A 13,230-nucleotide genomic window follows, 5' to 3' on the forward strand; every position below is an offset into this window, starting at 1 on the left:
CATGAGCACGATTCTCGTCGTCGCGCCGGTTCGTCGTCCCCGGTTATGGTCGATGCAGCTGTATGGCTATCTGCTGATTTTGCCAGCACTGAGCTTTTTACTGCTGTTCACCCATTATCCGGCGGTGGCGACAGTGTGGGAAAGCCTGTTCAGCGCGGCGCGTAATGGTCGTCCAGCCCACTTTGTTGGGCTGGATAACTATTTCGCGCTGCTGGATGACGACATCTTCATCCAGTCGCTGTGGAATAATCTGTTGTATGCGCTGATCACCATTCCGCTGGCGGTCACGCTGGCGCTGCTGATGGCACTGGCGGTCAATCGCCATATGCGCGCCAATGCGCTGGTGCGCACCGCGTTCTTTATTCCTTCGCTGCTGCCGATGATCGCCATCGCCAATCTGTGGCTGTTCTTCTACACGCCGCAGTTGGGCTTGCTGAATAAGCTGCTGGCGCTGTTCTCCCTGCCGGCGATTAACTGGCTCGGCGAACCGGGTAGCGCCTTGTACTGCTTGATGGCGGTTTCGGTGTGGCGCGAAGCGGGCTTCTTTATGATCTTTTATCTCGCCGCTTTGCAGCAGATCGATCCGCGCCTCAGTGAAGCCGCGCAGATAGAAGGGGCCTCACGCCGCTATTTTTTCCGTCGCGTGCAGTGGCCGCTGCTGATGCCCACCACGCTGTTTGTGCTGATCAATGCGTCGATGAATGCGTTTCGCATCGTCGATCAGGTGATCGCCATGACCAACGGCGGACCAAATAACAGCAGTAGCTTGCTGCTGTTCTACATCTATCGCACCGCTTTCAGCTTCTGGGATATGCCCGCCGCAGCGGCCATGACGGTGGTGCTGTTGGTGATCCTCGCCGCAATTGCGCTGCTTAAATTCAACCTGCTGGACAAGCGAGCCCATTACCAATGAAGCCGACAATCACGTTTGGTCGCCTGTGCCTGAATACGGCCATTGGGCTTGCCGCGTTGCTGTGGTTTTTACCGATTCTTGTGGCGTTTTGGGTGGCGATTCATCCGGCATCCGATCAGGCGAGCTTTTCGCTGTTTTCACCGCTGACCTTGCAGAACTTCGTTAATGCCTGGCATGCCGCGCCCTTTGGTCGCTACTTCTTCAATACCAGTTTGCTGGTGCTGATGATTGTGGTGGTGCAGCTGATTCTGGCGACCATGGCCGCTTACGCATTAGTGCGCTTCCGCCTGAAATTTTCGGGCGCGATCTTCGCGCTGATTCTGCTGCAGCTGATGATCAGTCCCGACGTGCTGATTCTGAATAACTACAAAACCATCGGCGCGCTGGGTTTTCGCGATACGCTGACCGGCATCGCGCTGCCGTATTTCTCCTCGGCCTTCGCCATCTTTTTGCTGCGTCAGACCTTTAAAAGTATTCCGCTGGTATTGGAAGAGGCGGCGATTGTCGAAGGTGCCAGCCGCTTTTACATTCTGCGCAAGATCTACATCCCGCTGGCGAAGCCGATTTATGTGGCGTTTGCGCTGGTGTCGATCAGCTTCCACTGGAATGATTTCCTCTGGCCGCTGGTAATTACCGATTCCGTCAATGTGCGGCCGCTTACCGTTGGTTTGCAACTGTTTTCGGCGCCAGAGCAGGGCGTGCAATGGGCGCTGATTGGCGCTGCTACGTTGATGACTACCTTGCCGCTGCTGGTGCTGTTCCTGATTTTCCAGCGTCAGTTTATTCAATCGTTTATGCGTGCCGGTATTCGCTAAGGAGTGCTTTTCGTGTCTAATCCACATCCGCTGACAAAATTACAGCGTGAACTGCTGGGCGATGTCGCCGAGCTCTATGCCTTACCCGATGTGCGTTCCGCACCGCGGAGTAGCACGCTGCGTTTTGGTTTGATTGCCGATCCGCAATATGCCGACATTGACGCCGATATGGCGAAAAATCTCTACTATCGTCATGCATTGCGCAAGTTACCGCAGGCGATAGAAGCGTTGAATCAGCAGCCGCTGGATTTTGTCGTCACGCTGGGGGATTTAGTTGATCGGGACTGGCGCAGCTACGCGGCGATATTGCCGATATACGATCGCCTCGAACATCCGCATGCGGTGGTGCTGGGCAATCACGATGCGCAGACCATCGCACAGCATCTCAACGAAGCCGCCGCGCTGCCGAAAAGCTATTACGCCTTTGGGCTGCAGGGCTGGCGTTTTATTGTTTATGACGGCAACGATATTAGCCTCTATTGCAACATGCAGAACGGTGACGATCGCGCGTTGGCCGAGGCGATGCTGGTGGATCTGACCGAGCGCCAACAGCCGCAAGCGAAACCGTGGAACGGCGCGGTAGGCACGCAGCAGCTGGCATGGATTGAGCAGCAGCTGCAACAGGCCCAGCAGCAAGGGGAGAAAGTGGTGGTGTTTGGCCATTATCCGCTGGCGCCGCACAACAGCCACAACTTGCTCAACGGCAGCGTGCTGGCAGATCTGCTTTCTAGTTACAACATACAATGCTGTTTCTCTGGACACGATCACCGCGGCGGCTTTGCGCGCATCGGTCAAACAGGCTTTTATACGCTGAAAGGCATGCTGGATGGGGCAGAGGTGGTGCCGTTTGCGGTGGTTGAGATTGAGAGTGATGAAGTACGCGTCAAAGAATACGGTGTAGGGTCGCCATTCATGGCGTAATGCCGATCAGTTAAGCCCGAAATGATCGGTTGAACGATCCTCCAGTTCTGCAAAAATCCGTAATCTCACAGGAATTACGGATTTTTTTATGTTACTCAGTCAGGCTCTCGATGCCGTTCTTAACTTTACGCCCAAAGAGTTCTCCGCGCTCTCCGATCTGCTCTCGCCTGAACTCATCGACGAATGCCTGGCTGATACTGGTATCGTGACCGTGCGAAAACGCCGTCTTCCAATGGAGATGATGGTCTGGGCCGTTACCGGCATGGCCCTGTTCCGCTCGCTTTCCATGAACCAGATTGTTTCTCATCTGGATATCGTTTTGCCGGGCAAGCGCCCATTCGTCGCGACCAGCGCGGTTGTGCAGGCGCGTCAGCGGCTCGGAGAAGACGTGGTCCGCCGGGTCTTTGAAAAGTCACGCCAGCTCTGGTTTGATAAAACACCGCTGTCACACTGGAACGGCCTGACACTGCTGGCGGTCGACGGCACGCTGTGGCGGGCCCCCGATACGCCGGAAAACGATAAGGCCTTTGGGCGGACGGCAAATGCACACAGTCAGTCTGACTGGCCTCAGCTGCGCATGGTCTGCCAGATGGAGCTGACAAGCCATCTCTTATCGGGCGTGAGCTTTGGCAGCGTGACCGAAACCAGCGAGGTTGATCTTGCGGCACAACTGGTGGGACAGACGCCGGATCACTCGCTAACGATCCTGGATAAAGGCTTCTATGCGCCCGGCTTCCTGCATTACTGGCAGACCTCGGGGGTGGAAAGACACTGGATGCTACCTCTGCGCAACGATGCAAAATACCGTGTTCTGCAAAAACAGGGCTCAGGCAGCGAGCTGATAGAACTGGACCTGTCGTGGCAGGCGCGTAAAAAATGGAAAGATGTGCCGGAAACGCTGACGGCGCGACTGATAAGCAAAAAGGTTAACGGGAGAGTGGTGAAAATCCTGACGTCAATGTGCGATCCATTGCGATATCCGGGAGGGGATATCGTTGATCTTTATGGACATCGCTGGGAAATAGAACATGGCTTCCGGGAGATGAAGCAGCATCTGTTGAACAACGAGCTCACGCTGAGAAGCAAAACACCGGAACTGGTGAAGCAGGAGTTATGGGGCGTTGCGCTGGCGTATAACCTGCTGCGTTTTATGATGGCGCAGATGGCCTATAGCCTGAAAAACGTGGAGCCTTATCAGCTGGGGTTTAAGCAGGCGGCACTGTACCTGACAGGTCAACTGAGACTCCTGCCTGCGGTAGCGCCGGGAAAAATCCCGAGAATAATAGATGAAATAATGGCGATGGCGGGAAGCTTCGTGCTGCCAACCCGGCGGACGAGACATTATCCGCGAGCGGTGAAAAAGAAGCCGAAACGCTATGCGTTCCGGCATGATTAAGTCTTAACTGACGAGCATTACGCCATTCATGGCGACCACTCATGATGATGCCCGCATTTGCCCGCGCTGACGGAGAATCGCAATCTCTTCGGCGCGTTGCAGCAATTGCTGCAAATCATCTTCATCAATATCCAGCACTTCACCGCTTTCCAGCGCCTGATGCAGGTCTTCACGCGTAATCGGTACGTCGATAACCACAGGCGATGCTTTGGTTTCGGTTGCCGCCAGCGGATGCGGATAACGACGTCCGGCGAGATTATTAAACACCAACGCCAGCAACGCCAAACAAACCGAGTTCAACAACACCGGCGTCAAAATAAAGTGATAACCCAGCTGCTGGACGCCGTTACCGCCTAAAATCGCGGTCAGCGCTACCGCGCCACTTGGTGGATGCAGACAGCGCAGTTGAAACATCAGCGCAATCGTCAAACAGGCTGCGATGCCGCACGCCAATGCAGGATGGGGAACAAACAGTGCGGTGGTAACACCGATAACGCCCGCCACCAGATTGCCGCCGACAATTGACCACGGCTGCGCCAGCGGACTGTTCGGCAGACCAAACAGCAACACCGCCGAAGCGCCCATCGGCGCGACAAACCACAGATTTACTTCGCCCAGCAGCCAGTGACTGATCAGGCTGGTCATCATTAAACCCAATCCCGCGCCAATGCTGGCGATGACCATCTGCTTTTTGCCTCCCGGTAACGGATGGGGCCAAAGGCGGGCCAGAAAGGTGCGCACGGAGGTTATCCACGTCACCGATGGCTGATTTGTCATGAGGGAATCACTCTGTTATAAGAAAAAACGATGGGTGCGAAGTGTCGCTGATCGATCCGCTGACAACAACCACATTGTTAGTGTGTTGTTATATCGTGGTAAGAGAAATGCTGATGATTGTCGCGATGCTTAACCAACGCCTAAGGTTGCTGTATAGTCCGTTTTTTTTCGGAGGAACCATGCTGCCTAACTCATCCACACGCCTGAACAAATACATCAGCGAGAGCGGTATCTGCTCACGCCGCGATGCCGATCGTTACATCGAGCAAGGCAACGTTTTCATTAACGGTAAACGCGCTGCCGTCGGTGCGCAGGTGTTTGCCGGGGATGAAGTCAAAGTGAACGGGCAGCTGATTGAGCCGCGTGACGAAGAAGATTTAGTGCTGATTGCGCTGAACAAACCGGTTGGCATCATCACCACCATGGAAGAGGGTGAGCGTGACAACATTGGTGATTTCGTCAATCACAGCAAACGCGTGTTCCCGATTGGTCGTCTGGATAAAGATTCTCAGGGACTGATTTTTCTCACCAACCACGGCGATCTGGTGAATAAAATCCTGCGTGCCGGTAATAACCACGAAAAAGAGTATGTAGTTACCGTTGATAAGCCGATTACCGATGAATTTATTGCCGGAATGGGCGCGGGCGTACCGATGCTCGGCACCGTCACCAAAAAGTGCAAAGTTAAAAAAGAGTCGACCTTTGTCTTCCGCATCATTCTGGTTCAGGGGCTGAATCGTCAGATTCGTCGCATGACCAAGCACTTCGGCTTTGAAGTCACCAAGCTTGAGCGTACGCGCATCATGAACGTCAGTCTGAAAGGGATCCCACTCGGCGAATGGCGTGATTTAACCGATGATGAGCTGATCGACCTGTTCAAACTGATTGAAGACTCGTCGTCCGAAGATCAAAAAACGCAGAAGACGCAGGCGAAGAAGAAACCGGCCAGCGCCGCGAAAAAACCCGTTGCCGTCGCTAAGCCAGGTGAGAAAGTCGGCGCAAAACCGGCTAATCGCCAGCGTTTCGCGCAGCCGGGTCGTAAGAAGAAAGGGCGTTAATTTTTCATTCCCCGCGCAGAGCGCGCGGGGAAACGTAGTTACTTGTCGTTGCCAAATCCTTGCTTCTTCAGCGCGTCCAGCACGTGCGGGAAGTAAATCTTGTGATAATAACCGCTGACGCTTTCGCTCCAGCTCTCGCCATCATCACGTCCAGTATTTTTCCAGTGCTGCACCATCTCCTGATTGTAGGCGGCGATGTGCTGCTCCAGTCCATCACGTTGATAGCGCTCTTCATGACGGAAGGTGGCCAGCGGCAGACGCGGCTTCTGATGCGCAGACTGATCGACATGGCCAATCACCACGCCCGCCACCGGGAAGGTGTATTCCGGCAAATCCAGTAAGCTGATTAATGCCTGCGGATCGCGACGAATACCGCCAATCGGCACAATGCCCAAACCTTCCGCACGCGCCGCCGCCATGATCGAACCCAACGCAATACCGACGTCAGTTGAGCCCGACACAATGCTTTCGATGCTCTGCTGGGCGATCTGCTCGCGGTCGATCGCGTTCATCGCCAGACGCGATTTATGCATATCCAGCACCACAGTAATAAACACCGGCGCTTTGGCAATCCACGGTTGGCCGCCGGCAATTTGTGAGATTTGTGCGCGTTTCTCAGCATCGCGCGTCACCACCAAAGAGACCTGCTGCGAGTTCACCGAGGTTGGCGCGCGATAGGCGGCCGAAATGATGCGATCCAGCACCCCATCCTCAACGGGAAGGTCGGTAAAACTGCGCTCGCTTTTATGACTGGTGAAAATATCGATTAATGAACTCATGGATCCTCCTGATTGGGAGGCGAGAGCGTATCAGAAGAGGGATAGATCGGACTTAACCGTTGTTGCCGTGGCTAACCACTTCTTTTGAATAAGCAAAGTGCGGAATGCGATAAGCGGTGAGACCGGTGCATAAAGCACCGGTTAAGCGACTTTGGCTGCAACGACCGCCGGATGAACGCTGCGATCTGGCCCGCTGAGCATCACCGGTTTACCGGATCGTAATCCGCGCTGGAATTGGGTCATGCGTTCATGGCTGATGCCGGCACCGCACCACAACAGGTGATGATCGTGACGGCTTTCTGAACCGTACAGCATCGGTTGTGAGGTTTGATCGACATCGACGCAGAATCCTTGTCCGGTTAGGCGAATGGCTTCCAGCCACACTTCAGTTTCATCGCCGGCGCTGACCACTTCCAACAACAACGGCATCTGCTGCTGACGGGCTGATGCGCGTTTTACGCAGTCGCTGTGATGAACGATCGCCTCATGAAAGCGCGTTAACCGCCGCGATGCGCCACGACGGGTATCATCACGCAGCCAGCGATTAAGCGGTTTCAACAGCACATTGACGAAATCGTCGCTGCTGTAATCGCCCGCCAGATTACGTACGGTACGGGTCAGTTCACGGTCAGAACCCAGCTCTAGTTGACGTAACAGATCGCCACGGCGTGCCATCCAACCAGACGACGAGTAATCAAGCCCGCAGTGTCTGCCCTGATAGATTTGCCACAACGTGGCGCCACCTGCGGTTAATGCCATCATGGCGAGCACTTCATCAACCTGATGTCGGCTCCAATCCTTATTGACGTGATTCTCAGAAATTAATCCACCGCGCAACCAGCGACGTAGATTGGCGCGGTTGGCACCGGTAATGGCGCAAACGGTTTCAGTCGAATAAAAGTTCATTACGAGCCCTCAGATAGAGGGTGAATGGCCGTGGGTGCTAATCCAGGATGAGCGTCCATCCTGAACCTTATCTGTATGGATTACCAGTATCTTTACTTAACTCGGCATAAACAGGCGAAGATCCCTTTCGCCCTGAAAAGCGTTAACTGACTTTAACCACGGTTTTACCGAAGTTTTTACCTTTTAGCATATCGAAAAACGCCTGCGGCGCGTTTTCCAGCCCGTCGATCATGTGCTCGCGGTAGTGGATTTTCTGCTGTTCCACCAGCGGCGTCATCGCTTTGAGGAATTCAGGGTAACGATCGCCATAATCCTGGAAGATGATAAAGCCCTGCATGCGAATACGACGCTTAAGAATGCCGCCCATGATTTGCGGGGTGCGATCTGGACCCGGCGGTAATTCGCGGCTGCTGTAGCCAGAAACCAGACCACATACCGGCACGCGCGCCGCAGTATTCAACAGTGGAAACACCGCATCGAATACCTTGCCGCCGACGTTCTCGAAGTAGATATCGATGCCGTCCGGGCAGGCCGCCGCCAGCTGTTCTGCAAAGTCTTCACGATGGTGATCGATACAGGCAGAAAATCCGAGTTTCTCAATCGCATAGCGGCACTTCTCTTCGCCGCCCGCAACACCTACCACATGACAACCTTTGAGTTTGCCAAGCTGGCCCACCGTGGCACCGACCGGGCCGGTAGCGGCGGCAACCACTAAGGTTTCCCCCTGTTTTGGCTGACCAATATCCATCAAGCCCATATAGGCGGTGAAGCCCGGCATACCGAGAATGCCCAGCGCCCAGGAAGGATGGGGCAGATCGCCCAGTTTCGCCACGCCATTTCCATCCGAAACCGCATAGCTTTGCCAGCCGCTTTGCGCGAGGACCACATCGCCTTGTTTGAAATCCGCGTGTTGAGATTCCACGACTTCGCTCACTGTGCCGCCGACCATCGGTTGGTCGAGTTCTGCTGGCGCAGCGTAAGATTTGCTGTCATCCATGCGCCCGCGCATATACGGGTCGAGCGATAAATAGAGCGTGCGCAGCAGGATTTGACCGTCCTTTACCTCTGGAATGGGCTGCTCCACCAGGCGGAAGTTCTCTTTTACCGGTTCGCCATGCGGGCGTGAGGCTAATAGCCAAGCTTGATTACGTTGAGTAGATTGCGACATTTTTACCTCTATTAGCATTTTCACGTGAGGCAAGTGTAGACGAGGAAAAGATAATGGGTCGCTAATGCAGAAGTTGAAGTGTTGCTATATAATAACATTTTGGTAAAAATATAGAAATTGTTATTATATAACAACACCGGAGGTTTTATGTTGCCTGGTTTGCAAGCAATAGGAGCCAAATGCCAGGAAAGGCGTAGGGCTAACCGTTGGACTCAAGCCGACGCCGCGACACGTGCAGGTATCCATCGCACGGTTATTTCACAGATTGAAAACGGCGTCTATTCAGGTTCTCTAAAAGCGCTCACTTTGTATCTTAATGCTCTTCAGTTGGTGTTGTCCGTGCAGTCAGCTGGCTTACCACAGATGGATGAATTGGAGACGTTGTTTGATGATGACTGATTTTAATCAACTTGCCAGGCCAATTCGCCATATTGATGTCTACAGCGGTGGGGAATTAAGCGGAAGATTACTGCACGAACACGGCAGCTATAATTTCAGCTATGCGAGTTCTGATGTCCACGCTGCTTCAATGACCATGCAACCCGCAAACCGCCTGAGCTATAATTCCAGCCGCTTATTTAATATTTTTGAGATGAATATTCCGGAAGGCTATGTTCGTTATCATATTGCCGAGCGATTACGTCGTTATGTAGGTAATGTTAGCGACATGCTGTTCTTAGCATTACAACAGGATACCGGTATTGGTGCGTTATCTTACAAGAGTGATATTGACCTACCGTGTCCAGCGCCGGAAAAATTAGATGATTTACTTCATTGGGATCATAAAGAGAGTGCATTTCAATATCTGTTAAATAAATATTTATTGCAGACTTCGATTTCTGGTGTTCAACCGAAAGTTATGATCAGCACAGAAAATCGCGGAACCGTTCTTTATCCAAATCTAATAGCTAAAACAGGTGATGAGGAGTTTCCGCGTCTGGCAGAAAATGAGTTTATCTGTATGTCGTTAGCCAGATCGTGTGGGTTACCCGTTGCTGATTTTTGGCTCTCGGATAACAAAGAGCTGTTTATCATGGAACGTTTTGATATTCAGAATGATAAACGATTAGCGATGGAAGATTTTTGCGTGCTTTCGGGTAAGTCAGCAGATCACAAATATAATGGCTCATATGAAACCGGTGGTAAGATCGTCAGTCTCTTTACTCGCGATCAGTCTCAGGTAGAACTTTACTGGCGTTATGTATTGTTTAGTTGCATGGTGGGAAATGGCGATGCACATTTAAAAAATTTCTCATTATTATATTCTGCAACGGACAGTAGCACCGCAAGATTATCGCCATTATATGATGTGGTGAATACACATATTTATCCAACTACCGATGGTGAGTTGGCCCTAAAGTTGAATAAAAGCAAAAAGTTTCCGGATAGAGACAGTCTGATTAAACTTGCAAGGGAATTGAAAATTATCAAACCAGCCATGGTGATGGAACAGTTTGCCGATGTCATCAATGATGATTTAAATCGGAATGAAATATACGCCGACTTCCCTGAGATGCGAGAGTCCATTGCCCGTTCTTTGACACGCAGTGTGGCGACGAATAATCTTTTTTTGAAAACCGATGTTAAACGTACAAAGAAACGAAAAACGGATTCCTTACTCTGATGTGTAGAGCTAAGAGTTCCCCCGTAGTGAGCCAGCGCACAAACCAAGCGTAAACTTTTCGACGCGAATTAATATAACACCATGAATTTTAACAATCATAGGGCATTTGCCTAAGCGGTCTCGGGCAATGCCACATACACCAGAGCCAACTCTGCTGCGTATACCTATAGCGATGCTTTTCTCCCTACAGGTGACGCATGACACAACAACAATACGCACTCTCGCCCGATCATGACGCGCATATCGCCTCAGCCATCGGCAAGTTCTTCCGCCGCATCATTCCGATGCTGGCGCTGATGTTAATTGTGAACCAGATTGACCGGGCAAACATTGGCTTCGTCAAAGCCGAACTGCAAACGGATGCGGGCATCAGCGCCGCCGCCTTCGGCTTAGGCGCGGGACTGTTCTTTATCGGCTATGCGCTGTTTGAAGTGCCGAGCAACATGATGCTGAAGAAACTCGGCGCACGCGTGTGGCTGACGCGCATCATGATTACGTGGGGCATGGTGGTGGTACTTACCGGTTTTGTCAGCACGCCGCTGCATTTCTATCTGCTGCGTTTCTTACTTGGCGTGGCGGAAGCCGGCTTTTTTCCTGGTGTGCTGTTCTATTTCCGTCAATGGGTGCCGAATGCCTGGCGAGGACGCGCCACCGCGATGGTGTTAAGCGCCACCGCCAGCGCCTTTCTGTTTTCCGGTCCGCTCACCGGCGCCATTCTGATGATGCACGATGTTGGCGGCATCGCGGGCTGGAAATGGGTGATGTTTATGGAAGGCGGCGGATCGATGGTGATCGGTTTGCTGGCCGCCTTTGTGCTGGTATCCAAACCGGAAGGCGCGAAGTGGCTCAGCGACGCGGAGAAGCAGGCGCTGGCGCAGCAGTTAGCACTTGAGGATGCCGCTCGCGAAGAGCACGCGGTGACACACGGCCGCTGGGGCCTGATCACCGATCGCAGCCTTTTGTCTTACTGCCTGATCTTCTTCACCATGACCATGACCGGCTACACGTTAGTGTTCTGGCTTCCGCAGATCATTCAGCGTATTCAGGGCTTCAACAGTTTTGAAACCGGATTGCTGACCGCCGTTCCGTGGCTGTTCGCCATTGTCGCGCTGTTTTTACTGGGCAAAGCCACCGACCGCTATCGCGATAAGCTGGATAGAGGGCTCGGCATCGCCATGCTGATCGCCGCGTGCGGCACCTTTATGGCCACGCTGGGCACGCCGTGGTTTGGTTTTGTGGCGATGATTGTGGCCTGTATTGGCTCCAAAGTCAGCGCGGCCTTCTTCTGGCCGATGCCGCAAAGTGAATTACCCGCCTCGATTGCCGCACCCGGCATTGCGCTGATCAACTCGATTGGCAACCTGGGTGGCTTCTTTGCGCCCACGGTATTCGGCTACCTCGAAATGCACACCGGCAGCACTACCGGCGGACTTTACGCGCTGACCAGCGTGTCCGTGGTTACCGGCCTCTATTTGCTGCTGCGTCGCAAACCTGTTCCACCCGCATTCGGTCACACGGAGAGAAACCATGTTAGACAGTCCAGTCATTAAATCGATGCGCATCGTGCCGGTTGCCGGTTACGACAGCATGTTATTGAACATTGGCGGCGCCCATAACTGCTATTTCACGCGCATCATCGTGATATTGACCGATTCCGCCGGGCATACCGGCGTTGGCGAAACGCCGTGTCATGCATCCACCTTGCAGCTGCTGGAACAGTTTCGTCCGCTGATCGAAGGTAGCTCGCTGCTGCGCCTCAACGCGACGCTGAGCCAGTTATTTCGCAGCGAGGCGCGTCAGCAACAAACCTCGCACACCAATGACATTCATATCCCGCAGATGAATCCGGAGAAGTTCTATAACGCCGCCGCCGCGATTGAAGCGGCGTTGCTGGATCTGCAGGGCAAGCTGTTCAATCTGCCGGTAGCGGATCTACTCGCCAGCGGCAAACAGCGCGACCGCATTCCAGTGCTGGGCTATTTGTTCTACATCGCCGATCGCCAGCGCACCAATATGAACTATCAATCGGGAGAGCATGAGCAAGATGGCTGGTTCCGTCTGCGTCATGAAGCGGCGATGGACAGCGATGCCGTGGTGCGACTTGCCGAAGCTGCGGTTGAGCAATACGGCTTCCGCGATTTTAAGCTGAAAGGCGGCGTGCAGGCAGGCGAAGTGGAAGTGGCAACGGTTGAAGCACTGCTGGCACGCTTCCCTGACGCGCGCGTCACCGTCGATCCCAACGCCAGCTGGTCGCTGGATGAGGCAATTCGCTTTGGTAAGCAGCTGGCCGGAAAGGTACCGTATCTGGAAGATCCTTGCGGTGCTGAACAGGGCTATTCCGGCCGGGAAACGCTGGCCGAGTTTCGCCGCGCGACCGGCGTGCCGGTCGCGACTAATATGATCGCCAATGACTGGCGCCAGCTGCATCATGCGCTGCAGCTGAATGCCATTGATATCCCGCTCGCCGATCCGCACTTCTGGACGATGCGTAACGCCAACGTGGTGGCGCAGTTGTGCAACGAATGGGGGCTGACAACCGGCTGCCACTCCAATAACCATTTTGATATTTCTCTGGCGATGGTCGCGCACCTTGGCGCAGCGGCACCGGGCGATCGTCAAACCGCCTTTGATACGCACTGGATTTGGCAGGATGGTCAGCAGCTTACGCGTCAACCGCCGCAAATTCGCGATGGTTATCTGGAGTTGCCGTCAGGACCGGGATTGGGCATCGAGCTGGATAGGGATCGCGTTGAGCAAGCGCATGCGCTCTACAACGCGCTGCCGGATAAAAATCGCAACGATGCGCTGGGGATGCAGTTTTTGATCGATAACTGGCGCTATGACGCCAAACGTCCGTCATTGGTACGCTAAGG

At 53.5% G+C, this 13,230-nt stretch carries 13 protein-coding genes; 9 read left to right on the top strand and 4 right to left on the bottom strand.

Features of this window, described 5'->3' with window-relative positions; genetic code table 11:
* The first annotated feature begins 1 nt into the window (after window position 1).
* The 4 genes from AC6I8A_RS09655 (at window position 2) to AC6I8A_RS09670 (ending at window position 4,045) form a co-directional block, all read left to right on the top strand.
* Complete coding sequence (locus AC6I8A_RS09655) at window positions 2-913, top strand: carbohydrate ABC transporter permease (RefSeq protein WP_265296751.1); 912 nt, start codon at window positions 2-4, stop codon at window positions 911-913.
* The gene (locus AC6I8A_RS09660) at window positions 910-1,728 is read left to right on the top strand and encodes a carbohydrate ABC transporter permease (RefSeq protein WP_256696444.1); all 819 of its coding nucleotides are present in this window, start codon (window positions 910-912) and stop codon (window positions 1,726-1,728) included. Before AC6I8A_RS09655 ends, AC6I8A_RS09660 begins: the two co-directional genes overlap by 4 nt.
* A 12-nt stretch (window positions 1,729-1,740) precedes the next feature.
* Window positions 1,741-2,649 (top strand): metallophosphoesterase, encoded by a 909-nt coding sequence (locus tag AC6I8A_RS09665; protein ID WP_497818388.1) that lies wholly within the window; start codon window positions 1,741-1,743, stop codon window positions 2,647-2,649.
* A gap of 88 nt (window positions 2,650-2,737) precedes the next feature.
* Complete coding sequence (locus AC6I8A_RS09670; RefSeq protein ID WP_265303508.1) at window positions 2,738-4,045, top strand: IS4 family transposase; 1,308 nt, start codon at window positions 2,738-2,740, stop codon at window positions 4,043-4,045.
* A 39-nt stretch (window positions 4,046-4,084) separates the two neighbouring features.
* Here AC6I8A_RS09670 and AC6I8A_RS09675 read toward each other — a convergent pair whose 3' ends face one another.
* Complete coding sequence (locus tag AC6I8A_RS09675; protein ID WP_256696446.1) at window positions 4,085-4,822, bottom strand: HPP family protein; 738 nt, start codon at window positions 4,820-4,822, stop codon at window positions 4,085-4,087.
* 179 nt (window positions 4,823-5,001) lie between these two features.
* On the opposite strand from AC6I8A_RS09675, the gene rluF reads away from it, so the two are divergent.
* On the top strand, window positions 5,002-5,880 hold the full coding sequence (rluF, locus tag AC6I8A_RS09680) for a 23S rRNA pseudouridine(2604) synthase RluF (protein WP_256696447.1): 879 nt from the start codon (window positions 5,002-5,004) through the stop codon (window positions 5,878-5,880).
* Between the two features lie 38 nt (window positions 5,881-5,918).
* On the opposite strand, the gene AC6I8A_RS09685 is transcribed toward rluF, so the two are convergent.
* From AC6I8A_RS09685 to curA, 3 genes are all read right to left on the bottom strand, one after another.
* Window positions 5,919-6,659: an NADPH-dependent oxidoreductase gene (locus tag AC6I8A_RS09685; protein WP_497818389.1), complete on the bottom strand. Its 741-nt coding sequence runs from the start codon at window positions 6,657-6,659 to the stop codon at window positions 5,919-5,921.
* A 141-nt stretch (window positions 6,660-6,800) separates the two neighbouring features.
* A complete protein-coding gene (locus tag AC6I8A_RS09690; protein WP_265296746.1) occupies window positions 6,801-7,565 on the bottom strand; it encodes a hypothetical protein in 765 nt (254 codons plus the stop codon).
* 142 nt (window positions 7,566-7,707) lie between these two features.
* Entirely contained in the window at window positions 7,708-8,733 is a 1,026-nt protein-coding gene (curA, locus tag AC6I8A_RS09695; protein ID WP_293796882.1) for an NADPH-dependent curcumin/dihydrocurcumin reductase, read from the bottom strand.
* A 147-nt stretch (window positions 8,734-8,880) separates the two neighbouring features.
* Between curA and AC6I8A_RS09700 the strand changes: the two genes are divergently transcribed.
* From AC6I8A_RS09700 to AC6I8A_RS09715, 4 genes are all read left to right on the top strand, one after another.
* The gene (locus AC6I8A_RS09700; RefSeq protein WP_256696451.1) at window positions 8,881-9,132 is read left to right on the top strand and encodes a helix-turn-helix domain-containing protein; all 252 of its coding nucleotides are present in this window, start codon (window positions 8,881-8,883) and stop codon (window positions 9,130-9,132) included.
* The gene (locus tag AC6I8A_RS09705; RefSeq protein WP_265296742.1) at window positions 9,122-10,357 is read left to right on the top strand and encodes a type II toxin-antitoxin system HipA family toxin; all 1,236 of its coding nucleotides are present in this window, start codon (window positions 9,122-9,124) and stop codon (window positions 10,355-10,357) included. The genes AC6I8A_RS09700 and AC6I8A_RS09705 overlap by 11 nt, the downstream gene beginning before the upstream one ends.
* 197 nt (window positions 10,358-10,554) lie before the next feature.
* Window positions 10,555-11,907: an MFS transporter gene (locus AC6I8A_RS09710; RefSeq protein ID WP_256696453.1), complete on the top strand. Its 1,353-nt coding sequence runs from the start codon at window positions 10,555-10,557 to the stop codon at window positions 11,905-11,907.
* Complete coding sequence (locus AC6I8A_RS09715; RefSeq protein ID WP_497818390.1) at window positions 11,885-13,228, top strand: enolase C-terminal domain-like protein; 1,344 nt, start codon at window positions 11,885-11,887, stop codon at window positions 13,226-13,228. Before AC6I8A_RS09710 ends, AC6I8A_RS09715 begins: the two co-directional genes overlap by 23 nt.
* The last annotated feature ends 2 nt before the right edge of the window (window positions 13,229-13,230 follow it).

It is taken from the genome of Pantoea sp. X-Soil-ISGK-275, assembly GCF_059730795.1.

What these genes read in the sequence shown, in the direction of transcription:
- AC6I8A_RS09705 (WP_265296742.1), top strand. Translation starts at nt 9,122, where the DNA reads ATGATGACTGATTTTAATCAACTTGCCAGGCCAATTCGCCATATTGAT.
- AC6I8A_RS09690 (WP_265296746.1), bottom strand. Translation starts at nt 7,565, where the DNA reads ATGAACTTTTATTCGACTGAAACCGTTTGCGCCATTACCGGTGCCAAC.
- AC6I8A_RS09715 (WP_497818390.1), top strand. Translation starts at nt 11,885, where the DNA reads ATGTTAGACAGTCCAGTCATTAAATCGATGCGCATCGTGCCGGTTGCC.
- AC6I8A_RS09700 (WP_256696451.1), top strand. Translation starts at nt 8,881, where the DNA reads ATGTTGCCTGGTTTGCAAGCAATAGGAGCCAAATGCCAGGAAAGGCGT.
- AC6I8A_RS09710 (WP_256696453.1), top strand. Translation starts at nt 10,555, where the DNA reads ATGACACAACAACAATACGCACTCTCGCCCGATCATGACGCGCATATC.
- AC6I8A_RS09655 (WP_265296751.1), top strand. Translation starts at nt 2, where the DNA reads ATGAGCACGATTCTCGTCGTCGCGCCGGTTCGTCGTCCCCGGTTATGG.
- AC6I8A_RS09670 (WP_265303508.1), top strand. Translation starts at nt 2,738, where the DNA reads ATGTTACTCAGTCAGGCTCTCGATGCCGTTCTTAACTTTACGCCCAAA.
- rluF (WP_256696447.1), top strand. Translation starts at nt 5,002, where the DNA reads ATGCTGCCTAACTCATCCACACGCCTGAACAAATACATCAGCGAGAGC.
- AC6I8A_RS09660 (WP_256696444.1), top strand. Translation starts at nt 910, where the DNA reads ATGAAGCCGACAATCACGTTTGGTCGCCTGTGCCTGAATACGGCCATT.
- AC6I8A_RS09685 (WP_497818389.1), bottom strand. Translation starts at nt 6,659, where the DNA reads ATGAGTTCATTAATCGATATTTTCACCAGTCATAAAAGCGAGCGCAGT.
- curA (WP_293796882.1), bottom strand. Translation starts at nt 8,733, where the DNA reads ATGTCGCAATCTACTCAACGTAATCAAGCTTGGCTATTAGCCTCACGC.
- AC6I8A_RS09675 (WP_256696446.1), bottom strand. Translation starts at nt 4,822, where the DNA reads ATGACAAATCAGCCATCGGTGACGTGGATAACCTCCGTGCGCACCTTT.